The organism is Rhodococcus opacus B4, from assembly GCF_000010805.1.
GTDB lineage: Bacteria > Actinomycetota > Actinomycetes > Mycobacteriales > Mycobacteriaceae > Rhodococcus_F > Rhodococcus_F opacus_C.
The window spans coordinates 7,344,406-7,364,124 of sequence record NC_012522.1 but is presented as its reverse complement, the minus strand read 5'-3'; the positions used below and the strand labels follow the sequence as shown (position 1 = coordinate 7,364,124).

The following is a 19,719-nucleotide window of genomic DNA, read 5'->3' as shown; positions in this document are numbered from 1 at the left end:
GAACCCTGGGCGGGACTCTCACCGTAGCGCGTCGCGGCACACCTCCACCGGATCCACCACATCCGCGATGCTCCGCGCGGCCCGCTGCGCGGCGTCCGCGTGGGCGCCGTTCGAGAGCACCTGTTCCACCGCCGCGCGGAGCGCCTCGGCGCTCGGGGGACGCACCACGACGGCACTCCCCTGTCGCGCGGCGCGATTCGCCAGTTCCCACTGATCACCGCCGCCGGGGACCACCACCGCCGGGACACCTGCGAGCAGAGCCTTCGCCAGCATTCCGTGCCCGCCACCGCAGACGACGGCGGAGGCCTCGCGGAGCATCGCGTCCTGACGGCCGAGACCCGCGCGGACCCAGGACGGAACCGCGGCCGGCGATCCGTCGAGTATCGACGCGATCACTCGGACGCCGGCCCCGTCGAGCCCGGCGAGCGTCGTCTCGAGCATGCCCTCGGCGCCGGTGAACGCGGTCGACGGAGCCACCATCACCAGCGGATCGGTGCCGCGCGGTGGCTCGAGCACCTCGGTCGTCGGTTCCCACAGCAGTGGCCCGACCAGGTGCGCCTCGGCGGGCCAGTCCGGTCTCGGCACCTCGAGCGCGGGGAGCGTCGCGATCAGCCGGCGCGCCGGTCCCGGGTCGTCCGCCGGAAGCCCGACACCGACCCGGGCCTCGGAACGCTGCCGCTCGCCCTGCCGGATCGACCGCGCCGTCGCCGCCCGCATGAGTGTGTCGCGGACCCGGCCCCGGATTCCCACGCCCGGAGCCAACCCGCTGCCGATGGGCGGCAACCCGCGGGACGCCACGTACAGCGGGTGCGGGGACAACTCGGCCCACGGGATCCCCAGACGCTCCGCTGCCATGCCGCCGCCTGCAGTGAGGATGTCCGAGACCACGAGGTCGGGTCCCATCGCGCGCAGATCGGGGAGCAACTCGGTGGAGATGTGCGCGGCGCGGGAATGAATACGCGCGCCCGCATCGAGGTCGTCATCCGTCGGGCGGGGCGCGAGCCCCTTCAGCAACTCGGCAGGCACGCCGGCCGACCGCGCGGGCTCGACCCACCGGGCGCCGGTGAACAGGACCGGCTCGTCCCCGGCCTCGATGAGGGCGAGGCACAACGCAAGGGCGGGAAAGGCATGTCCGGGATCAGGCCCGGCGACCACGGCGACTCGCACGAAGCACAGAGTGTCACACGGTCGGCGTCACCGTTTCTCGAACACGGCTTCGGCGGCGGCGAGGGACCGCGCACGGTCGGCGGGGACGAGGCCGATCCGGGTGCGCCGGTCGAGGAGGTCGTCGACGTCGAGTGCACCCTCGTGGGTCACCGCGAACTCCAACTCGGCGCGGCTCACATCCACCCCCTCGGCGATCGGCGCCAGCAGTGCGGGGTCGGCCGCGGCGATCAGCGCCGCCTCCGTTCCGTAGCGGGCGAGCAGCGCCTGCGGGGCCGAAACGTTCCGCAGCGCTTCGGGAGTCGCGGCGCCGACGAGCGGGAGGGCACGCGTCCGGCACGGGCGCGCGTCCAGTCCCGCCGCCGCCACCGCGGCGTCGACGGCGTCCTCCGCCATCTTCCGGTAGGTGGTCAGCTTGCCGCCCACCACACTGACCGGACCGGTGTCCGAGCGCAGGACGGCGTGGTTGCGGGAGAGGTCGGCGGTCGACCCGTCACCGGTGTCGAGCAGCGGTCGCAGTCCGGCGAACGTGCCGAGCACGTCCGAACGCCGCAATGGGACCTCGAGTGCGGTGTTGACCGTGTCGAGCAGGAAGTCGATCTCCTGCTCCGACGCTTCCGGGACGTCGGGGACGGGTCCCGGCGCCGCCTCGTCGGTCAGGCCGAGGTACACGCGGCCGAGCTGTGCGGGCAGCGCGAAGACGAAGCGATTGGTCTCACCCGGGATCGGGACGGTGAGCGCCGCGGCCGGGTTCCCGAGCCGTTCGGCCGGCAGGACCAGGTGGGTGCCGCGACTGGGACGCAGCGTGATCGACGGATCGATCTCACCCGCCCACACACCTGCCGCGTTGACCACGGCGCGCGCCCGGATCGACAGTTCCGACCCGGTCAGCTCGTCGCGCAGGGTCGCGGATGTCGCGGTCACGTCGTAGGCGCCCGTCCGGGTGAGCACCTTCGCGCCGTGGAGCGCGGCCGTGCGCGCGAGGGACACGACGAGCCTGGCGTCGTCGACGAGCTGGCCGTCGAAGGCCATCAGTCCGCCCCGAAGACCGTCCCGGCGCACCGCGGGGGCCAGTTCGACCACCCGGTCCGCCCGGACCGTCCGCGAGCGCGGCAGGACCGCCGACGGAGTGCGAGCACTCGCACGCAGCAGGTCACCGGCCAGGAATCCCGTGCGGACGAGGGACTTACCGAGCAGGGTCGTGGAATCGAGGACGGGAACGAGCTGTGGCAGTGCCCGGACGAGGTGGGGCGCGGTGCGGGTCATGAGGATTCCGCGTTCGACCGCACTCTCGCGGGCGATGCCGACGTTGCCCGACGCCAGGTACCGCAATCCGCCGTGGGCGAGTTTCGAACTCCACCGGCTGGTTCCGAACGCGAGGTCCCGCTTCTCCACGAGCACGACGTCGAGACCGCGGGACGCTGCGTCGAGCGCGACACCGACGCCGGTCACGCCGCCGCCGATCACCAGGACGTCGACGCGTGCGCCATCCGACAGCTGGTCGAGCTCACGTGTCCGTCGTGCGGAGTTCAGCGCCGACGAGCGGCTCACGGACGGCGTGCTGGGGTGGGTCACCGGTCTCCTCGATCTGTCGGGTGGGGGTCGCCGTCCGGTGCCAGATAGGCGCCGACGGCGAGCCGGAGTTGTTCGGTCAGGGCGTCGCCGGGAAGTTCCTCGGCGACCATGACGGCCGACTGGACAGCGGACTGTGCGATCAGCAGCACCATGGTGGCGATCCGGCGGCTGTCCCCCGCCCGGATCGAGCCCTGGTCCTGCCCCGCCGACACCGCGACCGCGACCTGGTCGATGATCACCCGCTGGCTGGTACCCAGCCGCTCGAGGATGTAGGTGGTGAACAGTTCCTGATCCGAGCGCAGGATCTTCACGAACAGCGGGTGGTCGCGCACCTCGGTGGACACGTGGACCACGGCGTCGACCAGTTGGCGGTGAACCGATTCCCCGGTGGAGAATTCGGGCATCACAGCAGCGATCTCGCGGGTCATGAGGTCGGCGACCACCGCCCTGGTGTCGGACCAGCGCCGGTAGACGGTCGGCCTGCTGACGCCGGCCCTTCGCGCGACCTCCGCCAGGGTGGTGCGGCGCAGTCCGAAATCGAGGATGCACGAGCGCGCGGCGTCGAGAATGGCGTCTTCGACGCTCGCTGAGGTGTCGTCGCGCGAGGGTGGATTACGAATAGACATTGTATGTAACACCGTAACGCATGAATCCCCCGCCGGCACCTCGCCGGCATTCGAATCCCCGTGTGCGCACATCTGACAACGGACAACCCACGCCACGAATCGTGATCGCTTCGCGAACTCAGCCGAAATAGTAGAGCTCGAACCCCACCGCTCGTTCGGCGTCGAATCCCGGTTTCGGCCCGGTCACCATCTCGACCTGAGCCCGTGCCTGCTGCCCCACCGGCACGTCGCTGAGCGCTGCCAGATAGTGGACGTGCTCGGCCAGGGAGAGCACCGCCCGATCCACCGTGTGGGTGACATCCACGGCGTGGGTGGGGGTCATCGTGTTGACCGCCACCCAGCGGACTCCGCGCCACGGCGGCAACCCCGACTCCCCCAGTTCGGGAAAGATCCATTCGTTCGCGGCGTCTGCGGTGGCGTCGAGGACGGCTCGCCCGAGAGCGCGGTGGTCCGCGCTGTTCAGCTGGCCCGGTCCCCAGGTGTCCGCGAAGTTCGCCGTCACCACGAGATCCGGGCGATGACGACGGATCGCCGTGGCGAGGTCGCGGCGGAGTGCGAGACTCTCGACGAGAGTGCCGTCGGGATAACCGAGGAATTCGACGTCAGTCACCCCCACCACGGCCGCGGAGCGCCGTTCCTCCGCCTCCCGCAGCGGGCCCGACTCCGCCGGGTTCAGGCCCGCGATCCCGGCCTCTCCGCTGGTGGCCAGCACGTAGCGGATGTCCTTGCCCTGCTCGGTCCAGCGCGCCACGGCCGCCGCTGCGCCGTATTCGATGTCGTCGGGGTGCGCGACCACGACGAGCCCACGATGCCAGTCCTCCGGTACCGGTTCCATGGGTAGAGCATGCCTGTCAGCTACGCGTGATGTCCGATTTCTCGCCCGATCCCGACATCGCCTTGATCAACAGGTACACGCCGAAGACGACGGCGCTGACGACGAGAATCCAGAACAGGCCCTTGACGAGGGCGCCGACCACTGCGAGGGCGATCCAGATCGCCGCGACAGCCAGAACAATCTTCCAGAACATGGTTTCCTCCATCACGTCTCCCCGATCGATTTCTGCGCCCGACGTCCGGTCGACCCCACTTATCGGGTACGCCCACCAGCCTGGCACGCCGGCACGGGTAAATCACCAGGTCAACGTAAAGATCAGGGAAAGATCAGGGTTGTCCCCCACACGATGTCCTCAGCGCGTCCCGTGTCGATCGACGAAGTCAGCGGTAGCGGCGAACGATGTCGTCGATCTCGCCGAGAGCCGCCGCGAGGCCGGCGAGCTTCTCGGTCGCCGACACGAGTTCGGCGCGCTCGTAGGCGAGTTCGCCGACGGCACTCGCCGTTCCGGGCACGGCGACCTCGGCGGCGGCGGCCACCAGTTCTTCGAACTGCTCGACACCGTCGCCGAGTTGCGCAGCAGCCGAGGTGATCGCCCGGTGGAGCGGCGCTGCCGCGGCCCGGCTCCCCCGGGCGGCGTCCTCCATGGATGTGATGTCGAGCGCCACCGCCTGCAACGCGGCTGCCGCGGAGCGGGCCGTGGCGTGGGTGTCCTCGATGTCCTCGCCGCTGATGGTGCCGGACCGGGACAGCACGCCGAGGATGCCGTGAAGTGCCCGCTCGCTGTGCACGAGTCGCTCCATCGACTCCCGGGCGACCGAAGTCGGCGCCGGAAGCACCCGGCGGGCAGGCAGGCCCGGCGGCAAGGTCACGGCGTCGAGCTTGCGGTACCGGCTGACGGCCAGCACCGCGGGAACCGCGAACACCACGGCGCCCCCACCAGCCATCAGCATCGACCACTCCGGCGCAGCCATCAGCGCGAGACCGGCGGCACCGGTGGCCGAGGATCCGGACACGATGCCGTAGCGCTTCGCGCGACGCCGGGCCCGCCGCTTCTTTCGCAGGAGCCGTTCCCGGGGGTCGCGCCACCGCTGCGCCGCATCCGCAACGGATTCACCGGCCTCGCGCAGTGCGCCCTGGATCCCGGCGAGCCCGGACACGACAGTGGCCGACCGGACTGCACGTCCAGGTCGGCCACGTCGGGTGGAACTCATGCTCACAGGCGTTTCGGTTACTGCGCCGAACCGGCCTGGCCCGCTGCCGGCGGCTGCTTGTCGAGGTTCGGGTTGGCGGCGGGGGTCGCCGGCGCGTTGGCGGCACCGCCGGAGGGCAGGGCGTCGCCCTTCATGGACGCCCGGATCTGCTCGAGCCGGCTGTGACCGGCCATCTGGATGCTCGCCTGCTGCACTTCCATCATGCGGCCGGACACGGAGTTCTGTGCCAGCTCCGCAGAACCGAGGGCATCGGCGTAGCGGCGCTCGATCTTGTCGCGCACAGCATCGAGGCTGGGCGTGTTGCCGGGAGCGGAGAGGGTGCTGTCCATCGAGCGCAGCGACTCGCTGACCCGTTCCTGCATCTTGGCCTGCTCCAGCTGGCTGAGCAGCTTGGTGCGTTCCGCGACCTTGGCCTGCAGGGCCATCGCGTTCTGCTCCACGGCCTTCTTAGCCTGCGCAGCTGCCTGCAGCGACTGGTCGTGCAGTGCCTTGAGGTCCTCGACGCCCTGCTCGGCGGTGACGAGCTGCGCGGCGAACGCCTCGGCGGCGTTGGTGTACTGGATGGCCTTCTCGGTGTCGCCTGCGGCCTGCGCCTGGTCGGCCAGGTTGACGGCCTGACGGGCGTTGGCGTTGAGCTTCTCCACCTCGTCGAGCTGTCGGCTGAGCTTCATCTCGAGCTGGCGCTGGTTGCCGATGACAGACGCGGCCTGCTGCGACAGGGCCTGGTGCTGACGCTGCGCATCCTCGATCGCCTGCTGAATCTGAACCTTGGGGTCAGCCTTCTCATCGATCTTGGAATTGAAGAGCGCCATCAGGTACTTCCATCCCTTGACGAAAGGATTAGCCATGGGTTTGATCCTGCCTCCATCTGTTGCGCCGCGCGATGCGCGACCCGATACGCGACCGTCACGCACCGGAACAAGGGCTGCGCCCCGACTACCTGGCTCACCGCCGACGAGATCGGCGGCTGACTGAAATCTATCGGTTCGGCACGGGTGTTGCTATGCGGCAGCCAGGGCCTGCGCGGGTGCGGGGATGACCACCCGGGTGTCGCGGGCGATGGTCGTCGAACCCGGTCGTGCGCTCGCGGCGGGGGCCTCGGCGGGCGCCGATTCGACCGCGTGCCGTTCGGTGTCCGCACGCTTGGCCGTCGACCCGTCCGACAGCGATTCGCTGACGTCGACGAGCACGTCGGACAGTGGGACGTCCAGCGCGTCGCAGATCGCCGCCAGGAGCTCACTCGAAGCTTCCTTGCGCCCTCGCTCGACCTCGGACAGGTACCCGAGGCTCACACGAGCACTGTTGGAGACCTCACGCAGGGTCCGGCTCTGCGAAACGCGCGTACGCCGAAGACTGTCACCGATTGCCTCACGCAATAGCAGCGCCATCTCGCTCCTCCTTCATCCGTCACCTGTCTCGCCTATCTCAACGCGCGAACAGGACCGATTGGTTCCCGACCTTAGCCTGCGGATGTTTCCTGCACACGATCGAGGAGTCCCGACACGGCGGCGGAAACCGCAGATTTCCGGATCTGCCACCGGTCGCCGGACAATCCGAGCTCGAGGACCGACGTTCCGGCCGCACCGGAAATGCTCAGGAACACCGTGCCCACGGGATGTCCGTCCTGCGTGTCGGGGCCGGCGACGCCGGTCAGTCCGACGCCCCAGTCGGCGCCGCAGCGGGCGCGCGCACCGTCCGCGAGCGCGCGTGCCGTGGACGCCGCCACCGGCCCGTCCTCCGCCAGCCGGGCGGGATCCACCCCGGCGAGGGTTGCCTTCAGGTCGGTGGCGTAGACGACGAGTCCGCCGCGGAGCACGTTGCTCGCGCCGGGCACACCGGCGATGGTGGCGGTGAACAGTCCCGCGGTGAGCGATTCCGCGGTGGCGACGGTCTCGCCGCGGGCGGTGAGCACGGCGACGAGGTCACCGGCGCGCGTGCCGTCCACCAACGGGTCGGTCACGCCCCGGTGCTCGCGTTCGCCTCGACCTTGTGCACCCCGGCCCGCAGGCGGACGGCCTGCACGACGTAGTCCAGTCCGGTCACCACGGTCAGCAGCACGGCCGCACCCATCAGGACCCATCCGAGGATGTCGAATCCGTCCGGCAGCGGCAGCAGGTAGAACCCGATCGCGATCGTCTGGACGAGAGTCTTGAGCTTGCCGCCCCGGCCCGCGGGAATGACGGCGTGTCGCAGGACCGCGAACCGGAGCAGGGTGATGCCCAGTTCCCGCGCCGCGATCACCGCGGTCACCCACCAGGGCAGGTCGCCGAGAATCGACAGACCCACGAGGGCGGCACCGATCAGCGCCTTGTCGGCGATGGGGTCGGCGAGCTTGCCGAAATCGGTGACGAGGCCGTACTTGCGGGCGAGTTGACCGTCGATGCGGTCGGTGATGGCGGCGACGGCGAACACGCCGGTGGCGATCAGGCGCCAGGTCGTCGAGTGTCCGTCGCCGACGAACAGCACGACGAGGAAGACGGGGACCAGCAGGATCCGGAGGATCGTCAGGATGTTCGCGATGTTCAGCAGTGGTACGGCCGTCTCACTCGCCGGCTCGACCGACGGATCCGGGGCCGCCGGGTTGTCGGCCGCCGTCCAATCCTCGCGCTGCGCGCTCATCGGAGCACCGCAGCGTCGAACTGCACCCCGGGACGCGGTGGGGAGTGGGAGGGAATCGTAGGTCGTACCGGCACGTGCCTAAGAATATCGGTACGGCCGTTGGCTAATGTTCACGACATGACTTCTCGGACGCCGGACACCGCCGACAATCAGCTGATCGTGCGGCGAGCACGAACCTCCGACGTTCCCGAGATCAAGCGCCTGATCGACATCTACTCCGGCAAGATCCTGCTCGAGAAGAACCTCGTGACCCTGTACGAATCCGTCCAGGAGTTCTGGGTGGCCGAACGCGACGGCAACGTGATCGGTTGTGGCGCAATGCACGTGCTGTGGGCGGACCTGGGCGAGGTGCGCACGATCGCGGTCGACCCGTCGGCCAAGGGCCAGGGTGCGGGCCATCACGTGGTGGCCAAGTTGATCGAGGTCGCGCGGGAACTCGAACTCGAGCGCCTGTTCGTCCTCACGTTCGAGGTCGACTTCTTCGGCAAGCACGGTTTCGTCGAGATCGACGGCACACCCGTGACCGCCGAGGTGTATGCGGAGATGTGCCGTTCGTACGACACCGGTGTCGCCGAATTCCTCGACCTGAGCTACGTCAAGCCGAACACCCTCGGCAACACCCGAATGCTTCTCACCCTCTGAAAATCCCAGTGCGTGAGACTGATGGGCCCTGATCCCGTCTTTGTTCGATGAACCCGTCCCGAGAGAGCGAGAAAATGCCCCTGTTCGTAGTGGAGTACACGTATTCGGCCGATACCGTCGCCGGACGCGACGAGCATCGCCCCGCCCACCGGGCGTGGCTCGGTGAACTGGCCGAGCAGAAGACCGTCGTCTCGTCCGGCCCGTTCGCGGACGGAAGCGGCGCGTTCATCCTCGTCGACGCCGCCGACGCGGAGACCGTGGAACAGCTCTTCACCCACGACCCGTTCGCCCGCAACGGCCTGGTGACGGCCACCCGGATCGTCGAATGGGTTCCGGTACTCGGCGAATTCAGCTCCTGAACCGCCGAGTACCGGACCCTGGGGCACGACGCCCGGCGGAGTTACTGCGCCGGCGTCGTGTTCCGCGTCTTGAGGAGGCTGGCGACGGTCGTCACTGCCAGCACACCGATGATGACGGCCAGCGAGAACACCGTCGACACCTCCGGCACGGCCACGTGCTCCCCGCCGTTGACGAAGCCCAGCGTGTTCTCGTGCAGAGCGTGCAGAACCAGCTTGACGCCGATGAACGCCAGGATGATCGACAGGCCGTACGACAGGTACACCAGGCGATCCAGCAGCCCGCCGATCAGGAAGTACAGCTGACGCAGCCCCATCAGCGCGAACGCGTTGGCCGTGAACACCAGGTACGGCTCCTGGGTGAGCCCGTAGATCGCGGGGATCGAGTCGAGCGCGAACAGCACGTCGGTGAACCCGATGGCGACCAGCGCAAGCAGCAGCGGCGTCACGACGCGCTTGCCGTTGATCCGCGTGACGAGCTTGTCGCCGTCGTAGGTGTCCGTGGTGGGGAGGATCTTCTTCGCGATGGCGACGATCTTGCTGTCGCGTTCCTCCTCCACCTCCTTCTCGTGCCCGTGATCACGCACCAGCGTGTACGCGGTGTAGATGAGGAACGCGCCGAACAGGTAGAACACCCAGCTGTACGCGTTGATCGCCGCGGCGCCGACGCCGATGAAGATTCCGCGCATCACCAGCGCCATCACGATGCCGATCAGCAGCACCTTCTGCTGGTACTCCCGTGGCACCGCGAACGTACCCATGATGATGACGAACACGAAGAGGTTGTCGACCGACAACGCCTTCTCGGTGACGTAACCGGCGAAATACTCGCCGCCGTACTGACTTCCCCACAGCCACATGACGATCAGGCCGAAGAGGATGGCGAGGCCGATATAGACCGACGACCAGAACGCCGACTCACGGAACGTGGGGGCGTGCGGGGTGCGCACGTGGGCGAAGAAGTCGAACACGAACAGTCCGAGAATCACCACACAGGTGATGACCCAGACCAGCGGTGACACATGCATTTACACAGACCTCCGGTAGACCTAGCGGGTACCGGAGGTCTCTCCCGCCGCACCGGAACCACTGTCCGAGCGACTGACAGCCCCGGATCGGCAATGGTGCCGATCGTGTTGACGATGCTGTCACAGAGGTGGGGATACTCCCCTCCAATTCGGTGACCATTCAACCACAGTGCGCGGGAACCGTACATTTCGGACACGCGCACCGGGTGTCACTCCTGGTCGGGCGGCGCCTCACTCGGGTCGCCGCCGCGGATCGACCACAGCAGACCGTCGAGTTCCTCGGGCTTGATGAGGACCTCACGGGCCTTCGAGCCCTCGCTGGGTCCCACCACTCCCCTGGTCTCCATCAGGTCCATCAGGCGGCCCGCCTTCGCGAATCCGACCCGCAGCTTCCGCTGCAGCATCGACGTCGACCCGAACTGGCTGGAGACGACGAGTTCCACCGCCTGCAGCAGCACGTCCATGTCGTCGCCGATATCGGGATCGACGTCCTTCTTCTCCCCGACCTTCGCGGCGGTGACGCCGTCGGTGTACTCCGGTTCCGCCTGGTTCTTGGTGAAATCGACGACCGCGGAGATCTCCTCGTCGGTGATGAACGCGCCCTGCAGGCGGGTCGGCTTGCCCGCGCCCATCGGCAGGAACAGCCCGTCGCCCATACCGATCAGCTTCTCGGCGCCGGGCTGGTCCAGGATGACCCGGGAGTCGGTCAGCGACGACGTCGCGAAGGCCAGCCGGGACGGCACGTTGGTCTTGATCAGACCCGTCACGACGTCCACCGAGGGCCTCTGCGTGGCCAGGACGAGGTGGATGCCGGCGGCGCGCGCCTTCTGGGTGATGCGGACGATCGCGTCCTCGACGTCGCGCGGCGCGGTCATCATGAGGTCCGCGAGCTCGTCGACGATGGCGAGGATGTACGGATACGGCCGGTAGACCCGTTCGCTGCCGAGCGGCGCCGTGATCTCACCGGACTTCACCTTGGCGTTGAAGTCGTCGATGTGGCGCACGCGGTTGGCCTGCATGTCCTGGTAGCGCTGCTCCATCTCCTCCACCAGCCAGGCCAGCGCGGCCGCCGCCTTCTTCGGCTGGGTGATGATGGGCGTGATGAGATGCGGAATGCCCTCGTAGGGTGTCAACTCCACCATCTTGGGGTCGATGAGGATCATCCGCACTTCGTCGGGTGTCGCGCGGGACAGCAGCGACACCAGCATCGAGTTCACGAAGCTCGACTTACCGGAGCCGGTGGAACCGGCCACGAGCAGGTGGGGCATCTTCGCGAGGTTCGCGCTGACGAAGTTGCCCTCGATGTCCTTGCCGAGACCGATCACGAGCGGGTGGTGGTCCTTGCGGGTGCTCGGGGCGGTGAGCACGTCGGCGAGGCGCACCATCTCGCGGTCGGAGTTGGGGACCTCGATACCGACGGCGGACTTGCCCGGGATCGGCGCGAGCAGGCGCACGTTGTCGGTGGCGACGGCGTACGCGATGTTGCGGGCGAGCGCGGTGATCTTCTCGACCTTCACACCCGGGCCGAGTTCCACCTCGTAGCGGGTGACGGTGGGGCCGCGGGTGAAACCGGTGACGGCGGCATCGATCTTGAATTGTTCGAGGACCTCGGTGATGGCCTCGATCATCGCGTCGTTGGCGGAACTGCGCGTCTTCGGCGGGTCGCCTTCGAAGAGCAGGGACGTGGGCGGCAGCGTGTAGTCGCCCTCGACCACCCGGTCGGTGACGAACTTGTCGACGTCGGGCAGCGGTTCCGGTTCGGGTGCCGGCTTCGGGGCGACGACGGGCTTGGCCTTGGCACGCGCCGGTTTCGGCGCCGGCACGGGTTCCGGGGCAGGCTCGGGCTCCCACAGCCCGAGGACTTCCGTCTTCGCGGTGTCGCCGACGTCGTACTCGTCGGTGGGGTAGTTGTCGGCCGGGGCGCCCCGGACCCCGGTCTTGTAGTCGTCGACGGGATAGCCGTCGGCGTCGAACAGGGTGGGGTCGTATTCGCCTTCCTCGTAGTACTCGCTGTCGTAGTCGGCGTAGTGGTCGCGGCCGAACGACGTTCCGAAGTACGACTGCAGCTTGCCGGGCACCTCGCGGATCGTGGTCCCGGTGAGGAGCAGGATTCCGAACAGTGCCGCCATCAGCAGCAGCGGCGCGGCCAGCCACACGGTGAGGCCGTCGGTCAACGGACCGCCTGCCGCGTACCCGACGAAACCGGCGCCGTGGGCCCTGCCGTCGGCGTCGGTGGGCGAGCCGGTCGCGAGGTGCCACAGTCCCAGAGTCGGCAGACCGACGAGCAGCGACCCCAGCACCAGCCTGGGCCGGATCTCGGGTTTCGGTTCGGTCCGCATCAGGATCACCGCGACGGCGACACCGATCAGGGGCAGGACGGCGGACGCCCCGCCGAACACGGCGCGGACGCCGGTCTCGATCCACTCGCCCACCGGACCGCCCGCGGAGAACCAGATTCGGCTGGCGACGACGACGCTGATCGCGATCAGCCCGAGGGCGATGCCGTCGCGACGGTGGCCCTGTTCGATCTCGGCTGCCTTGCCGACGGTGCGGGTGGTGGCCCCGACGCCCTTCGCCGCGAGCGACCAGCCGGCGCCGATGCCCCGGCCCACCGACTTCAGGGGACTGGACGCGGACGCCTTCTTCGCGGCGGGACGCCGCGCGCCGCCGCCACGCGGCGAGGTGGACTTACGCGGAGTGCTCTCGGTCCGGGTGGTGCGGGACCTGGGCTTGGACGAGCTCGCGCCGCCTCGCACGCCCGTTCTCGCCGTGGACGTCGTGCTCGAACCGCGGGCGCTCGCCTTACCTGCCATGGCTCTCAGATTAGTCGCTACGGCACCTTCCGGACCATCCGCAACACCCGTAACAGCGGCCGAGCTACGTCGAAACGGCGTCAGAACCCTCGGTCGAGGGAGGTCACCGCCTCGATGTCGGCGGCGTCACCCTCGGTCTCGATCCGCACCTGATTCCGGCCGAACGCGTGCAGGGCGAGTTCCGACGGTTCTCCCCGCAGGATCACCGGGCCGGCACCGGCCGTGCGGACGGTGGCCTGCTCGCCGGACGGCCGCTCGAGTACCACCGTCACCGGGGCGTGCCGGTAGCCGAGCTTGCCGACCTTGCGCGCCAGACCCCACAGCGCGTCCTGACGATCGCCCGGCAGGACGCGCGGCTCCCACCCGTCGTGGGCTCGGCGCACGTCCTCGTGGTGGACGAACATCTCCCCCAGGTTCACCTGCGCGTCCACCCAGTACATCGGCGACCACATCGGCGGACCCGACCGGACCTCGTCCAGCAGTCGGCTCCACGGACGCGTCGCCGTCTCGCTCTGGACGCGTTCGGTGTACCCGGCGAGCAGACCCACGACGATGCCCGGGGCAGCGTCGAGGCGCCGTTCGCGCACGATCAGGTGGGCGGCCAGGTCCCGGTTGGTCCACGTCCCGCAGAGGGTCGGGGCGTCGGGACCGAATTCGGCCATCGAGTCGACGAGGGCGAGGCGTTCATCTCTGGCGAAGGTCACCCGGTCGAATCTACCTGTCGGAGAACTACTTGCCCTCCGCCGACGGCACCGCGATGACGGTCGGGACGATCATCGGCCGGCGACGGTACTTGTCGGCCACCCATCTGCCGACGACGCGCCGGATCGCCTGGGCGATGCGGTGAGCGTCGTTGATGCCCTCGGTGGCCAGTCGCAGCAGCTCCGCCTCGACCAGCTGCGCCGCGTCCTTGAGGGCCGTCGGGTCGTCGGAGAATCCGCGTCCGGACACCTCGGGGGTGCTGACCGCGCGTCCCGTGTGGTCGTCGATGACGACGTTGATGGCGATGAACCCGCCCTCGCCGAGGACCAGCCGGTCCGACAGCGTGGAGTCACCGACGTCGCCGACGGACAATCCGTCGACGTAGACGTGCCCGACGGGAACCTGCCCGACGATCTCGGCGAGACCGTCGACCATGTCGACCACCACTCCGTCCTCGGCGAGCACGATCCGCTCCTCCGGCACGCCGGTGGCCTTCGCGAGGGCGGCGTTGGCGCGCAGGTGGCGCCACTCGCCGTGGACGGGCATCGCATTGGTGGGCCGGACCGCGTTGTACAGGTACAGGAGCTCGCCCGCCGACGCGTGACCCGAGACGTGCACCTTCGCGCTCTGCTGCGTGACGACCGTGGCGCCGCGCTTGGCGAGGCCGTTGACGACGGCGAACACGGAGTTCTCGTTGCCGGGAATCAGCGACGAGGCCAGCACGACGAGGTCGTTGGCCCGGATGTTGATCTGCCGGTGCTCGCCGCGGGCCATCCGCGACAACGCCGACAGCGGTTCTCCCTGCGAGCCGGTGGAGATGAGCACGAGCCGGTCGTCGGGCAGGTTGGCCGCGGTGTCGATGTCGACGACCAGACCGTCCGGCACGCTCAGGTAGCCGAGATCCTGCGCGATCTGCATGTTGCGGACCATCGACCGGCCCACGAACGCGACCCGCCGGTTGTACCGGTGCGCGACGTCGACGACCTGCTGGATGCGGTGCACGTGGCTGGCGAAGGAGGCCACGATCACGCGCTGGCGGGCCTTGCCGATGACGTTGTCGAGCACTCCCCCGATCTCACGCTCGGGGGTGACGAATCCCGGCACCTCGGCGTTCGTGGAGTCGACGAGGAACAGGTCGACACCCTCGTCGCCGAGACGGGAGAAGCCGGCGAGGTCGGTGAGCCTGCCGTCGAGCGGCAGCTGGTCGAGCTTGATGTCGCCGGTGTGCAGCACGACTCCGGCGTCGGTCCGGATCGCGACGGCGATGGCGTCGGGGATCGAGTGGTTGACGGCGAAGTACTCGCACTCGAACGGGCCGTGTTCGGTGCGCTGCCCCTCGACGACCTCGACGAGGTTGGGGCGCTGGCGGTGCTCACGGCACTTGGCCGCGACGAGCGCGAGCGTGAACCGCGAACCCACGACCGGAAGATCCGGACGCAGCCGCAGCAGGAACGGGATGGCGCCGATGTGGTCCTCGTGGCCGTGCGTGAGGACGACGGCCTCGACGTCGTCCATGCGGTCCTCGATGTGCCGGAAGTCCGGGAGGATCAGGTCGACACCCGGCTGCTGGTCTTCCGGGAACAGCACACCGCAGTCGACGATGAGCAGCTTGCCCTGGTGCTCGAAGACGGTCATGTTGCGGCCGATCTCGCCGATGCCGCCGAGAGCCACCACGCGCAGACCCTTGAACGGGGCCTTCGGCGGGGCGCCGAGCCGCGCCGTCGGATCGACCGCGGCCGGCCGCGTGTCCTGACGCTTGTTGCCGCCACGCCGTCCGGAGCGCGACGACGACTTGTTGGTGGCGCCCCCCTTCGTGGAGGAGGCCTTCACGGGCGCCGACTTGGCCTGCTCCGACTTCGGGGCACTCGGCTCGTCGGCCACGACGGGCGCGGACTTCGGCGGCTCGGCGGCGACGGGCGCCGGGGTCGTCGGCTCGCTCGCTGTGGGGGAAGGGGGACCTGCCTGGCGGCTGGCGCTGCGACGACGAGGCGGTCGGGTCACGCGAGCACCCCCGCAGCGTGCAGATCGGCGGCCAGGAGATCGATCTGATCGTGCGTGGGCGCCACCTGCGGCAACCGGGGTTCACCGACGTCGAGGCCGATCAGGCGCAGTCCCGCCTTCGACGCGCTCACGCCGCCGAGACGCGCCACGGAGCGGATGACCGGGATGAGGCTGAGGTTGATGGCGCGGGCGCGGGCGATGTCCCCGGCCGCGAAGGCGGTGTGCAGTTCACGCAGCCGGCCGGGCACGAGGTGCCCGATGACGCTGACGAATCCCGTCGCGCCGACCGACAGCCACGGCAGGTTGAGCGGATCGTCACCCGAATAGAACTGCAGATCGGTGGTGCCGATCAGCTCGGCGCCCGCGTTGAGGTCGCCCTTGGCGTCCTTGACCGCGACGATGCGCGGGTGCTCGGCGAGGCGCCGGATGGTCTCCGTCTCGATGGGGACCACGGAGCGGGGTGGAATGTCGTAGAGCATGACCGGAAGGTCGGTGGCATTGGCGACAGCGGTGAAGTGCGCGAACAGCCCGGCCTGCGGCGGACGCGAGTAGTAGGGGGTGACGACGAGGAGGCCCTGCGCGCCCGCGCGGGCGGCGTCACGGGCGAGTTCGACGCTGTGCGCGGTGTCGTTGCTGCCCGCGCCGGCGATGATCTTCGCGCGGTTGCCCACCGCGTCGATGACCGCCCGGAGCAGCTCGAGCTTCTCGTTTTCGGTGGTCGTCGGCGACTCACCGGTCGTGCCGGCGAGGACGAGGGAGTCGCACCCGTTGTCGACGAGGTACGCCGCGAGGCGGACACCGGCGTCGACGTCCAGCTTTCCGTCCGAGGTGAACGGCGTCACCATCGCTGTGGACACGGTGCCGAACGGACGCTCGACGGGAGAAGCGGAATCACCGTAGGTCATGGTCAGAAGGCTACCCGGTGACCCAGGTACTTTTGCACACCCGTCACGCGTCGGCGGAAAACGTGCTCCGCGCCACCTCTGTGCCGTCGCCCCAGTCCACTACCTCGAAGTCGCCGAAGACATTCGGTGCGGACGCTTGCAGCTGCCTCAGACACTCGACCGCGACACGGCGAATCTCCACGTCGGCGTGCTCGGTGGCCCGCATCGAGACGAAGTGCCGCCAGGCCCGGTAGTTGCCGGTGACCACCACGCGGGTCTCGGTCGCGTTGGGCAGGACAGCCCTCGCCGCCTGCCTCGCCTGCTTGTTGCGCAGCGGCACGTTGGAGGTGTCGGCCAGCTTCGATTCGAGGGCCTCGAGGAGTTCGCCGTACGCCGTCCTGCTGGCGTCGGTGGCCTTCGCGAACAGCTCCTCGAGTTCCGGGTCGCCGGCGATCGCGGGCGGGACGACGACGTTCCCCTCGTTCTCCCGCACGAAACGCTGCGACAGCTGCGAGTAGGAGAAGTGGCGGTGCCGGATCAGCTCGTGGGTGCAGGACCGGGAGATGCCGGTGATGTAGAAGCTGACGGTGCCGTGTTCGAGGACCGACTCGTGCCCGACCTCGAGCAGATGGCGCAGGTAGCCGGCGTTGGTCGCGGTGCGGGGGTTCGGTTTGGACCAGCTCTGATAGCACGCCCGGCCCGCGAACTCCGCCAGCGCCTCGCCGCCGTCGGCGTCGGTCTCCCACGGGATGTCCGCCGGCGGAAAGAACTCCGTCTTCGCGACGAGTTGCACCCTGAGCGGCACGGTCTGCGGCACTGCGCTGATCCTCCTACCGAACTCCCTGGTCGGGAGTCCCTCCTGAATGCATCGACCCTAGTCGCAGCGTCGCCGGTTGGCGCGGCGTGCCCCGGCCCGGCCCCCGGGCGATGAAGTCACGACTGCTTGACTGACGTCACGGTTGACGCCATGATGGCGTCATGGACCTCGGCATCTACGTCTCCCGGCTGCGAGACGACCTGAACGCGGCAGCCGCACTCGGCGACGAGCAGACCCGCGCGACCGCTGCGGCCCTCGCCGCCGCGGTCGAACCCGCCGCCCGCCTGCTCCTGCTGTCGGCGCTCACCGACTTTGCCGGAGAGGTGTCTTCCGCACTCGGCGATCGCACCGTCGGCGTGCGCCTCGACGGCAGCGAGGCGGCGGTCGACGTGCGCCGCACTCCCGCCTCGGCCGGGCCGGAGGGGGAACGTGCCGCCACCGCCGAGGACCTCGGCGCCGCCTTCGATGACGTCACCGGTGACATCAGCCGCGTCACCCTCCGCCTGATGGATCAGATCAAGTCGAAGGCCGAGGAGGCCGCCTCCCAGAATGGGGTGTCGCTCAATTCCTGGGTGTCGCAAGCGGTCCAGGGCGCGCTCAAGGATCAGATGCGCCGGAACGGGAGAGGTGATTTCTGAGCGCCGGTGCACTCACTCCACGCGCCCGTCGGCGGCGGTGATGTAATTACGTCGCATCAGCCACACGGTGAGAGTCGCCACGGGCTCGAAGGAGCGAAGAACATGGCCGTTTCCGGCGTCAAGGAATTCGAGATCAAGGCCGATCCGGCCACGGTGATGGCCGCGATCGCTGCGGTGGATCGCCTGCCCGAGTGGTCCTCGGCCCACAAGTCGGTCACCATCGAGAGCACGCACGACGACGGCCGCCCCCACCGAGTCCGGATGAGCGTCTCCATCCTCGGGATCAGCGACGAGCAGGTCGTCGACTACACGTTCGAGGGTGACAACACGGTGTCCTGGCACCTCGTCGAGAGCGGCCAGCAGAACGCTCAGGACGGGTCGTACGTCCTCACCGAGTCCGGCGCCGGCACCAAGGTGACCTTCGAGTTGACGGTCGACCCGAAGATTCCGCTGCCGGGGTTCCTCGTGAAGAAGGCGCAGAAGACGGCACTCGAGACCGCGAGCAAGGGCCTGACGAAGTTCGTCGAGAGCCTGTAGGCAGCCGGCAGCCCGGCGCTTCTCACTCTCCTCGCGGCCGCGACGCCTCGGCCGCGAGGAGGGCACCGAGGTTGCCGCGATCGTCCACCCGGACGTCGTCCAGGCCCAACCACGTTGCCATTCTTCGCAGTTCCGGAACCAGCGCCTCCACCACGTGCCCCGGACTCCGGTCGGGTTCCACGAAGGCGGATCGCACTTCGAGCGTTCCCGACGCGCGGTCGGCCTTGAGGTCGACCCTCGCGACCAGTTCACCGTTCAGCAGGAACGGGAAGACGTAGTACCCGTGGACACGCTTGTGCGCGGGGGTGTAGATCTCGAGGCGGTACCGGAAGTCGAATACCCGCTCGGTACGGGGGCGGCAGAAGACCAGCGGATCGAACGGGCACAGCAGCGCCGCCCCGTCCACCCTGCGCGGAACCCGGACGTCGCGGTGGACGAATGCCGGTGCCTCCCAGCCCCGGACGTCGACCCGTTCGAGCACGCCGTCCTCGACGAGGTCCTCGACGGCCGACGCGCTCTGCGCCGGCGACAGCCGGTAGTAGTCGCGCAGATCGGGTTCGGTGGCCACACCGAGGGCCCGCGCGGACCGCTGCACCAGCCCCCGGACGGCATCCTCCTCCGAAACCTCCTCGGCGAGGACCGCTTTCGGCAGCACCCGTTCCGTGAGATCGTAGTGACGGGTGAAGGCGACCCGCTTGTCGACCGCCAGCGCGCCCGACGCGAACAGTTGCTCGCACACCACTTTGGTGTCGCTGCGATCCCACCACGGACCCTTGCGGTCGGGCCGGTCGACCTCCAGGTGTTTCTCCACCTCGCCCGCGCTGCACGCACCGACGGCGCCGATCACGTCGAGCACGTCGGCGGCGAGAGTGGGATTGCGGTCGAGTACCCGGGATTCGCCGGACCATCGCCCGTGCCGGTACCGGTGCATCCGCCAGCGCAGCAGGGGCCAGTCCTCGACCGGGATGAACGCCGCCTCATGCGCCCAGTACTCCGCCAGCAGGCGGGGTGCGCGGGCGGAGTGCGACCACGCCGCCGAGTCGACCAGCCCGCGGTCGTACACCCCGAGACGGCTGAACAGCGGGACGTAGTGGGCCCGCACGGCCACCGACACCGAGTCGATCTGGAACAACCGCACGCGATCCAGGACCGAGCGGACGTGCCTGCGCGTCGGTGTACCGGCAGGCTTCCGGTCGGCGAAACCCTGTGCCCAGAGCGCCGATCTCCGGGCCGCGGCGGCGGTCATCTCACGCATGCCCGAAGCTTGCCAT

21 protein-coding genes are annotated in these 19,719 nt (G+C 69.0%); 4 read left to right on the top strand and 17 right to left on the bottom strand.

From position 1 onward, the window contains the following. Nucleotides 1-18: 18 nt before the first annotated feature. The 10 genes from ROP_RS33505 to pgsA all read right to left on the bottom strand — a co-directional run bounded on the left by ROP_RS33505 (nt 19) and on the right by pgsA (nt 8,030). The gene (locus tag ROP_RS33505; RefSeq protein WP_015890432.1) at nt 19-1,167 is read right to left on the bottom strand and encodes a glycosyltransferase; all 1,149 of its coding nucleotides are present in this window, start codon (nt 1,165-1,167) and stop codon (nt 19-21) included. 27 nt (nt 1,168-1,194) lie between these two features. Further along, complete coding sequence (locus ROP_RS33500) at nt 1,195-2,739, bottom strand: glycerol-3-phosphate dehydrogenase/oxidase (protein WP_015890431.1); 1,545 nt, start codon at nt 2,737-2,739, stop codon at nt 1,195-1,197. Then, the gene (locus ROP_RS33495; protein WP_043825881.1) at nt 2,736-3,365 is read right to left on the bottom strand and encodes a TetR/AcrR family transcriptional regulator; all 630 of its coding nucleotides are present in this window, start codon (nt 3,363-3,365) and stop codon (nt 2,736-2,738) included. The genes ROP_RS33500 and ROP_RS33495 overlap by 4 nt, the downstream gene beginning before the upstream one ends. A gap of 118 nt (nt 3,366-3,483) precedes the next feature. Continuing rightward, a complete protein-coding gene (locus ROP_RS33490) occupies nt 3,484-4,200 on the bottom strand; it encodes a PIG-L deacetylase family protein (protein WP_015890429.1) in 717 nt (238 codons plus the stop codon). A gap of 16 nt (nt 4,201-4,216) precedes the next feature. Continuing rightward, on the bottom strand, nt 4,217-4,393 hold the full coding sequence (locus ROP_RS33485) for a hypothetical protein (RefSeq protein ID WP_007296377.1): 177 nt from the start codon (nt 4,391-4,393) through the stop codon (nt 4,217-4,219). 187 nt (nt 4,394-4,580) lie between these two features. Continuing rightward, the gene (gene pspM / locus ROP_RS33480) at nt 4,581-5,411 is read right to left on the bottom strand and encodes a phage shock envelope stress response protein PspM (RefSeq protein WP_419789309.1); all 831 of its coding nucleotides are present in this window, start codon (nt 5,409-5,411) and stop codon (nt 4,581-4,583) included. A 17-nt stretch (nt 5,412-5,428) separates the two neighbouring features. Next, entirely contained in the window at nt 5,429-6,259 is an 831-nt protein-coding gene (locus ROP_RS33475) for a PspA/IM30 family protein (RefSeq protein ID WP_015890426.1), read from the bottom strand. 153 nt (nt 6,260-6,412) lie between these two features. Next, complete coding sequence (locus ROP_RS33470) at nt 6,413-6,799, bottom strand: helix-turn-helix domain-containing protein (protein ID WP_015890425.1); 387 nt, start codon at nt 6,797-6,799, stop codon at nt 6,413-6,415. Between the two features lie 71 nt (nt 6,800-6,870). Then, nucleotides 6,871-7,371: a CinA family protein gene (locus ROP_RS33465; protein ID WP_015890424.1), complete on the bottom strand. Its 501-nt coding sequence runs from the start codon at nt 7,369-7,371 to the stop codon at nt 6,871-6,873. Then, nucleotides 7,368-8,030 carry a CDP-diacylglycerol--glycerol-3-phosphate 3-phosphatidyltransferase gene (gene pgsA / locus ROP_RS33460; RefSeq protein WP_015890423.1) on the bottom strand — a complete coding sequence of 221 codons (663 nt, stop codon included), beginning with the start codon at nt 8,028-8,030 and terminating at the stop codon, nt 7,368-7,370. The genes ROP_RS33465 and pgsA overlap by 4 nt, the downstream gene beginning before the upstream one ends. A gap of 117 nt (nt 8,031-8,147) precedes the next feature. Between pgsA and ROP_RS33455 the strand changes: the two genes are divergently transcribed. Both ROP_RS33455 and ROP_RS33450 read left to right on the top strand, forming a co-directional pair. After that, nucleotides 8,148-8,672: an amino-acid N-acetyltransferase gene (locus ROP_RS33455; protein WP_005240737.1), complete on the top strand. Its 525-nt coding sequence runs from the start codon at nt 8,148-8,150 to the stop codon at nt 8,670-8,672. A 74-nt stretch (nt 8,673-8,746) separates the two neighbouring features. Then, nucleotides 8,747-9,031 (top strand): YciI family protein, encoded by a 285-nt coding sequence (locus ROP_RS33450; protein WP_015890422.1) that lies wholly within the window; start codon nt 8,747-8,749, stop codon nt 9,029-9,031. 41 nt (nt 9,032-9,072) lie between these two features. On the opposite strand, the gene ROP_RS33445 is transcribed toward ROP_RS33450, so the two are convergent. The 6 genes from ROP_RS33445 to thyX form a co-directional block, all read right to left on the bottom strand. Next, nucleotides 9,073-10,056: a TerC family protein gene (locus ROP_RS33445; protein ID WP_015890421.1), complete on the bottom strand. Its 984-nt coding sequence runs from the start codon at nt 10,054-10,056 to the stop codon at nt 9,073-9,075. A 209-nt stretch (nt 10,057-10,265) separates the two neighbouring features. Then, on the bottom strand, nt 10,266-12,869 hold the full coding sequence (locus tag ROP_RS33440) for a DNA translocase FtsK (protein WP_015890420.1): 2,604 nt from the start codon (nt 12,867-12,869) through the stop codon (nt 10,266-10,268). 80 nt (nt 12,870-12,949) lie between these two features. Continuing rightward, nucleotides 12,950-13,573 carry a TIGR03085 family metal-binding protein gene (locus tag ROP_RS33435; RefSeq protein WP_015890419.1) on the bottom strand — a complete coding sequence of 208 codons (624 nt, stop codon included), beginning with the start codon at nt 13,571-13,573 and terminating at the stop codon, nt 12,950-12,952. A 25-nt stretch (nt 13,574-13,598) separates the two neighbouring features. After that, nucleotides 13,599-15,572: a ribonuclease J gene (locus ROP_RS33430; protein WP_043825873.1), complete on the bottom strand. Its 1,974-nt coding sequence runs from the start codon at nt 15,570-15,572 to the stop codon at nt 13,599-13,601. Then, nucleotides 15,569-16,477 carry a 4-hydroxy-tetrahydrodipicolinate synthase gene (gene dapA, locus ROP_RS33425; protein WP_015890417.1) on the bottom strand — a complete coding sequence of 303 codons (909 nt, stop codon included), beginning with the start codon at nt 16,475-16,477 and terminating at the stop codon, nt 15,569-15,571. Before dapA ends, ROP_RS33430 begins: the two co-directional genes overlap by 4 nt. A gap of 43 nt (nt 16,478-16,520) precedes the next feature. Then, nucleotides 16,521-17,273, bottom strand: a complete 753-nt coding sequence (gene thyX / locus ROP_RS33420) for an FAD-dependent thymidylate synthase (RefSeq protein WP_015890416.1) — start codon at nt 17,271-17,273, stop codon at nt 16,521-16,523. 161 nt (nt 17,274-17,434) lie between these two features. Between thyX and ROP_RS33415 the strand changes: the two genes are divergently transcribed. Beyond that, complete coding sequence (locus ROP_RS33415) at nt 17,435-17,911, top strand: toxin-antitoxin system HicB family antitoxin (protein WP_015890415.1); 477 nt, start codon at nt 17,435-17,437, stop codon at nt 17,909-17,911. Nucleotides 17,912-18,013: 102 nt separating this feature from the next. Beyond that, complete coding sequence (locus ROP_RS33410; RefSeq protein WP_015890414.1) at nt 18,014-18,448, top strand: SRPBCC family protein; 435 nt, start codon at nt 18,014-18,016, stop codon at nt 18,446-18,448. Between the two features lie 22 nt (nt 18,449-18,470). Here the strand turns inward: ROP_RS33410 and ROP_RS33405 are convergent, their stop codons facing one another. Next, on the bottom strand, nt 18,471-19,703 hold the full coding sequence (locus tag ROP_RS33405) for a winged helix-turn-helix domain-containing protein (RefSeq protein ID WP_015890413.1): 1,233 nt from the start codon (nt 19,701-19,703) through the stop codon (nt 18,471-18,473). Nucleotides 19,704-19,719 lie beyond the last annotated feature (16 nt).

Excerpts from the sequence above, each read along its gene's own strand:
- ROP_RS33495 (WP_043825881.1), bottom strand. The coding sequence starts at position 3,365 with ATGTCTATTCGTAATCCACCCTCGCGCGACGACACCTCAGCGAGCGTC.
- ROP_RS33490 (WP_015890429.1), bottom strand. The coding sequence starts at position 4,200 with ATGGAACCGGTACCGGAGGACTGGCATCGTGGGCTCGTCGTGGTCGCG.
- ROP_RS33485 (WP_007296377.1), bottom strand. The coding sequence starts at position 4,393 with ATGTTCTGGAAGATTGTTCTGGCTGTCGCGGCGATCTGGATCGCCCTC.
- pspM (WP_419789309.1), bottom strand. The coding sequence starts at position 5,411 with ATGAGTTCCACCCGACGTGGCCGACCTGGACGTGCAGTCCGGTCGGCC.
- ROP_RS33475 (WP_015890426.1), bottom strand. The coding sequence starts at position 6,259 with ATGGCTAATCCTTTCGTCAAGGGATGGAAGTACCTGATGGCGCTCTTC.
- ROP_RS33470 (WP_015890425.1), bottom strand. The coding sequence starts at position 6,799 with ATGGCGCTGCTATTGCGTGAGGCAATCGGTGACAGTCTTCGGCGTACG.
- pgsA (WP_015890423.1), bottom strand. The coding sequence starts at position 8,030 with ATGAGCGCGCAGCGCGAGGATTGGACGGCGGCCGACAACCCGGCGGCC.
- ROP_RS33455 (WP_005240737.1), top strand. The coding sequence starts at position 8,148 with ATGACTTCTCGGACGCCGGACACCGCCGACAATCAGCTGATCGTGCGG.
- ROP_RS33450 (WP_015890422.1), top strand. The coding sequence starts at position 8,747 with ATGCCCCTGTTCGTAGTGGAGTACACGTATTCGGCCGATACCGTCGCC.
- ROP_RS33445 (WP_015890421.1), bottom strand. The coding sequence starts at position 10,056 with ATGCATGTGTCACCGCTGGTCTGGGTCATCACCTGTGTGGTGATTCTC.
- ROP_RS33440 (WP_015890420.1), bottom strand. The coding sequence starts at position 12,869 with ATGGCAGGTAAGGCGAGCGCCCGCGGTTCGAGCACGACGTCCACGGCG.
- dapA (WP_015890417.1), bottom strand. The coding sequence starts at position 16,477 with ATGACCTACGGTGATTCCGCTTCTCCCGTCGAGCGTCCGTTCGGCACC.
- ROP_RS33415 (WP_015890415.1), top strand. The coding sequence starts at position 17,435 with ATGGACCTCGGCATCTACGTCTCCCGGCTGCGAGACGACCTGAACGCG.
- ROP_RS33410 (WP_015890414.1), top strand. The coding sequence starts at position 18,014 with ATGGCCGTTTCCGGCGTCAAGGAATTCGAGATCAAGGCCGATCCGGCC.
- ROP_RS33405 (WP_015890413.1), bottom strand. The coding sequence starts at position 19,703 with ATGCGTGAGATGACCGCCGCCGCGGCCCGGAGATCGGCGCTCTGGGCA.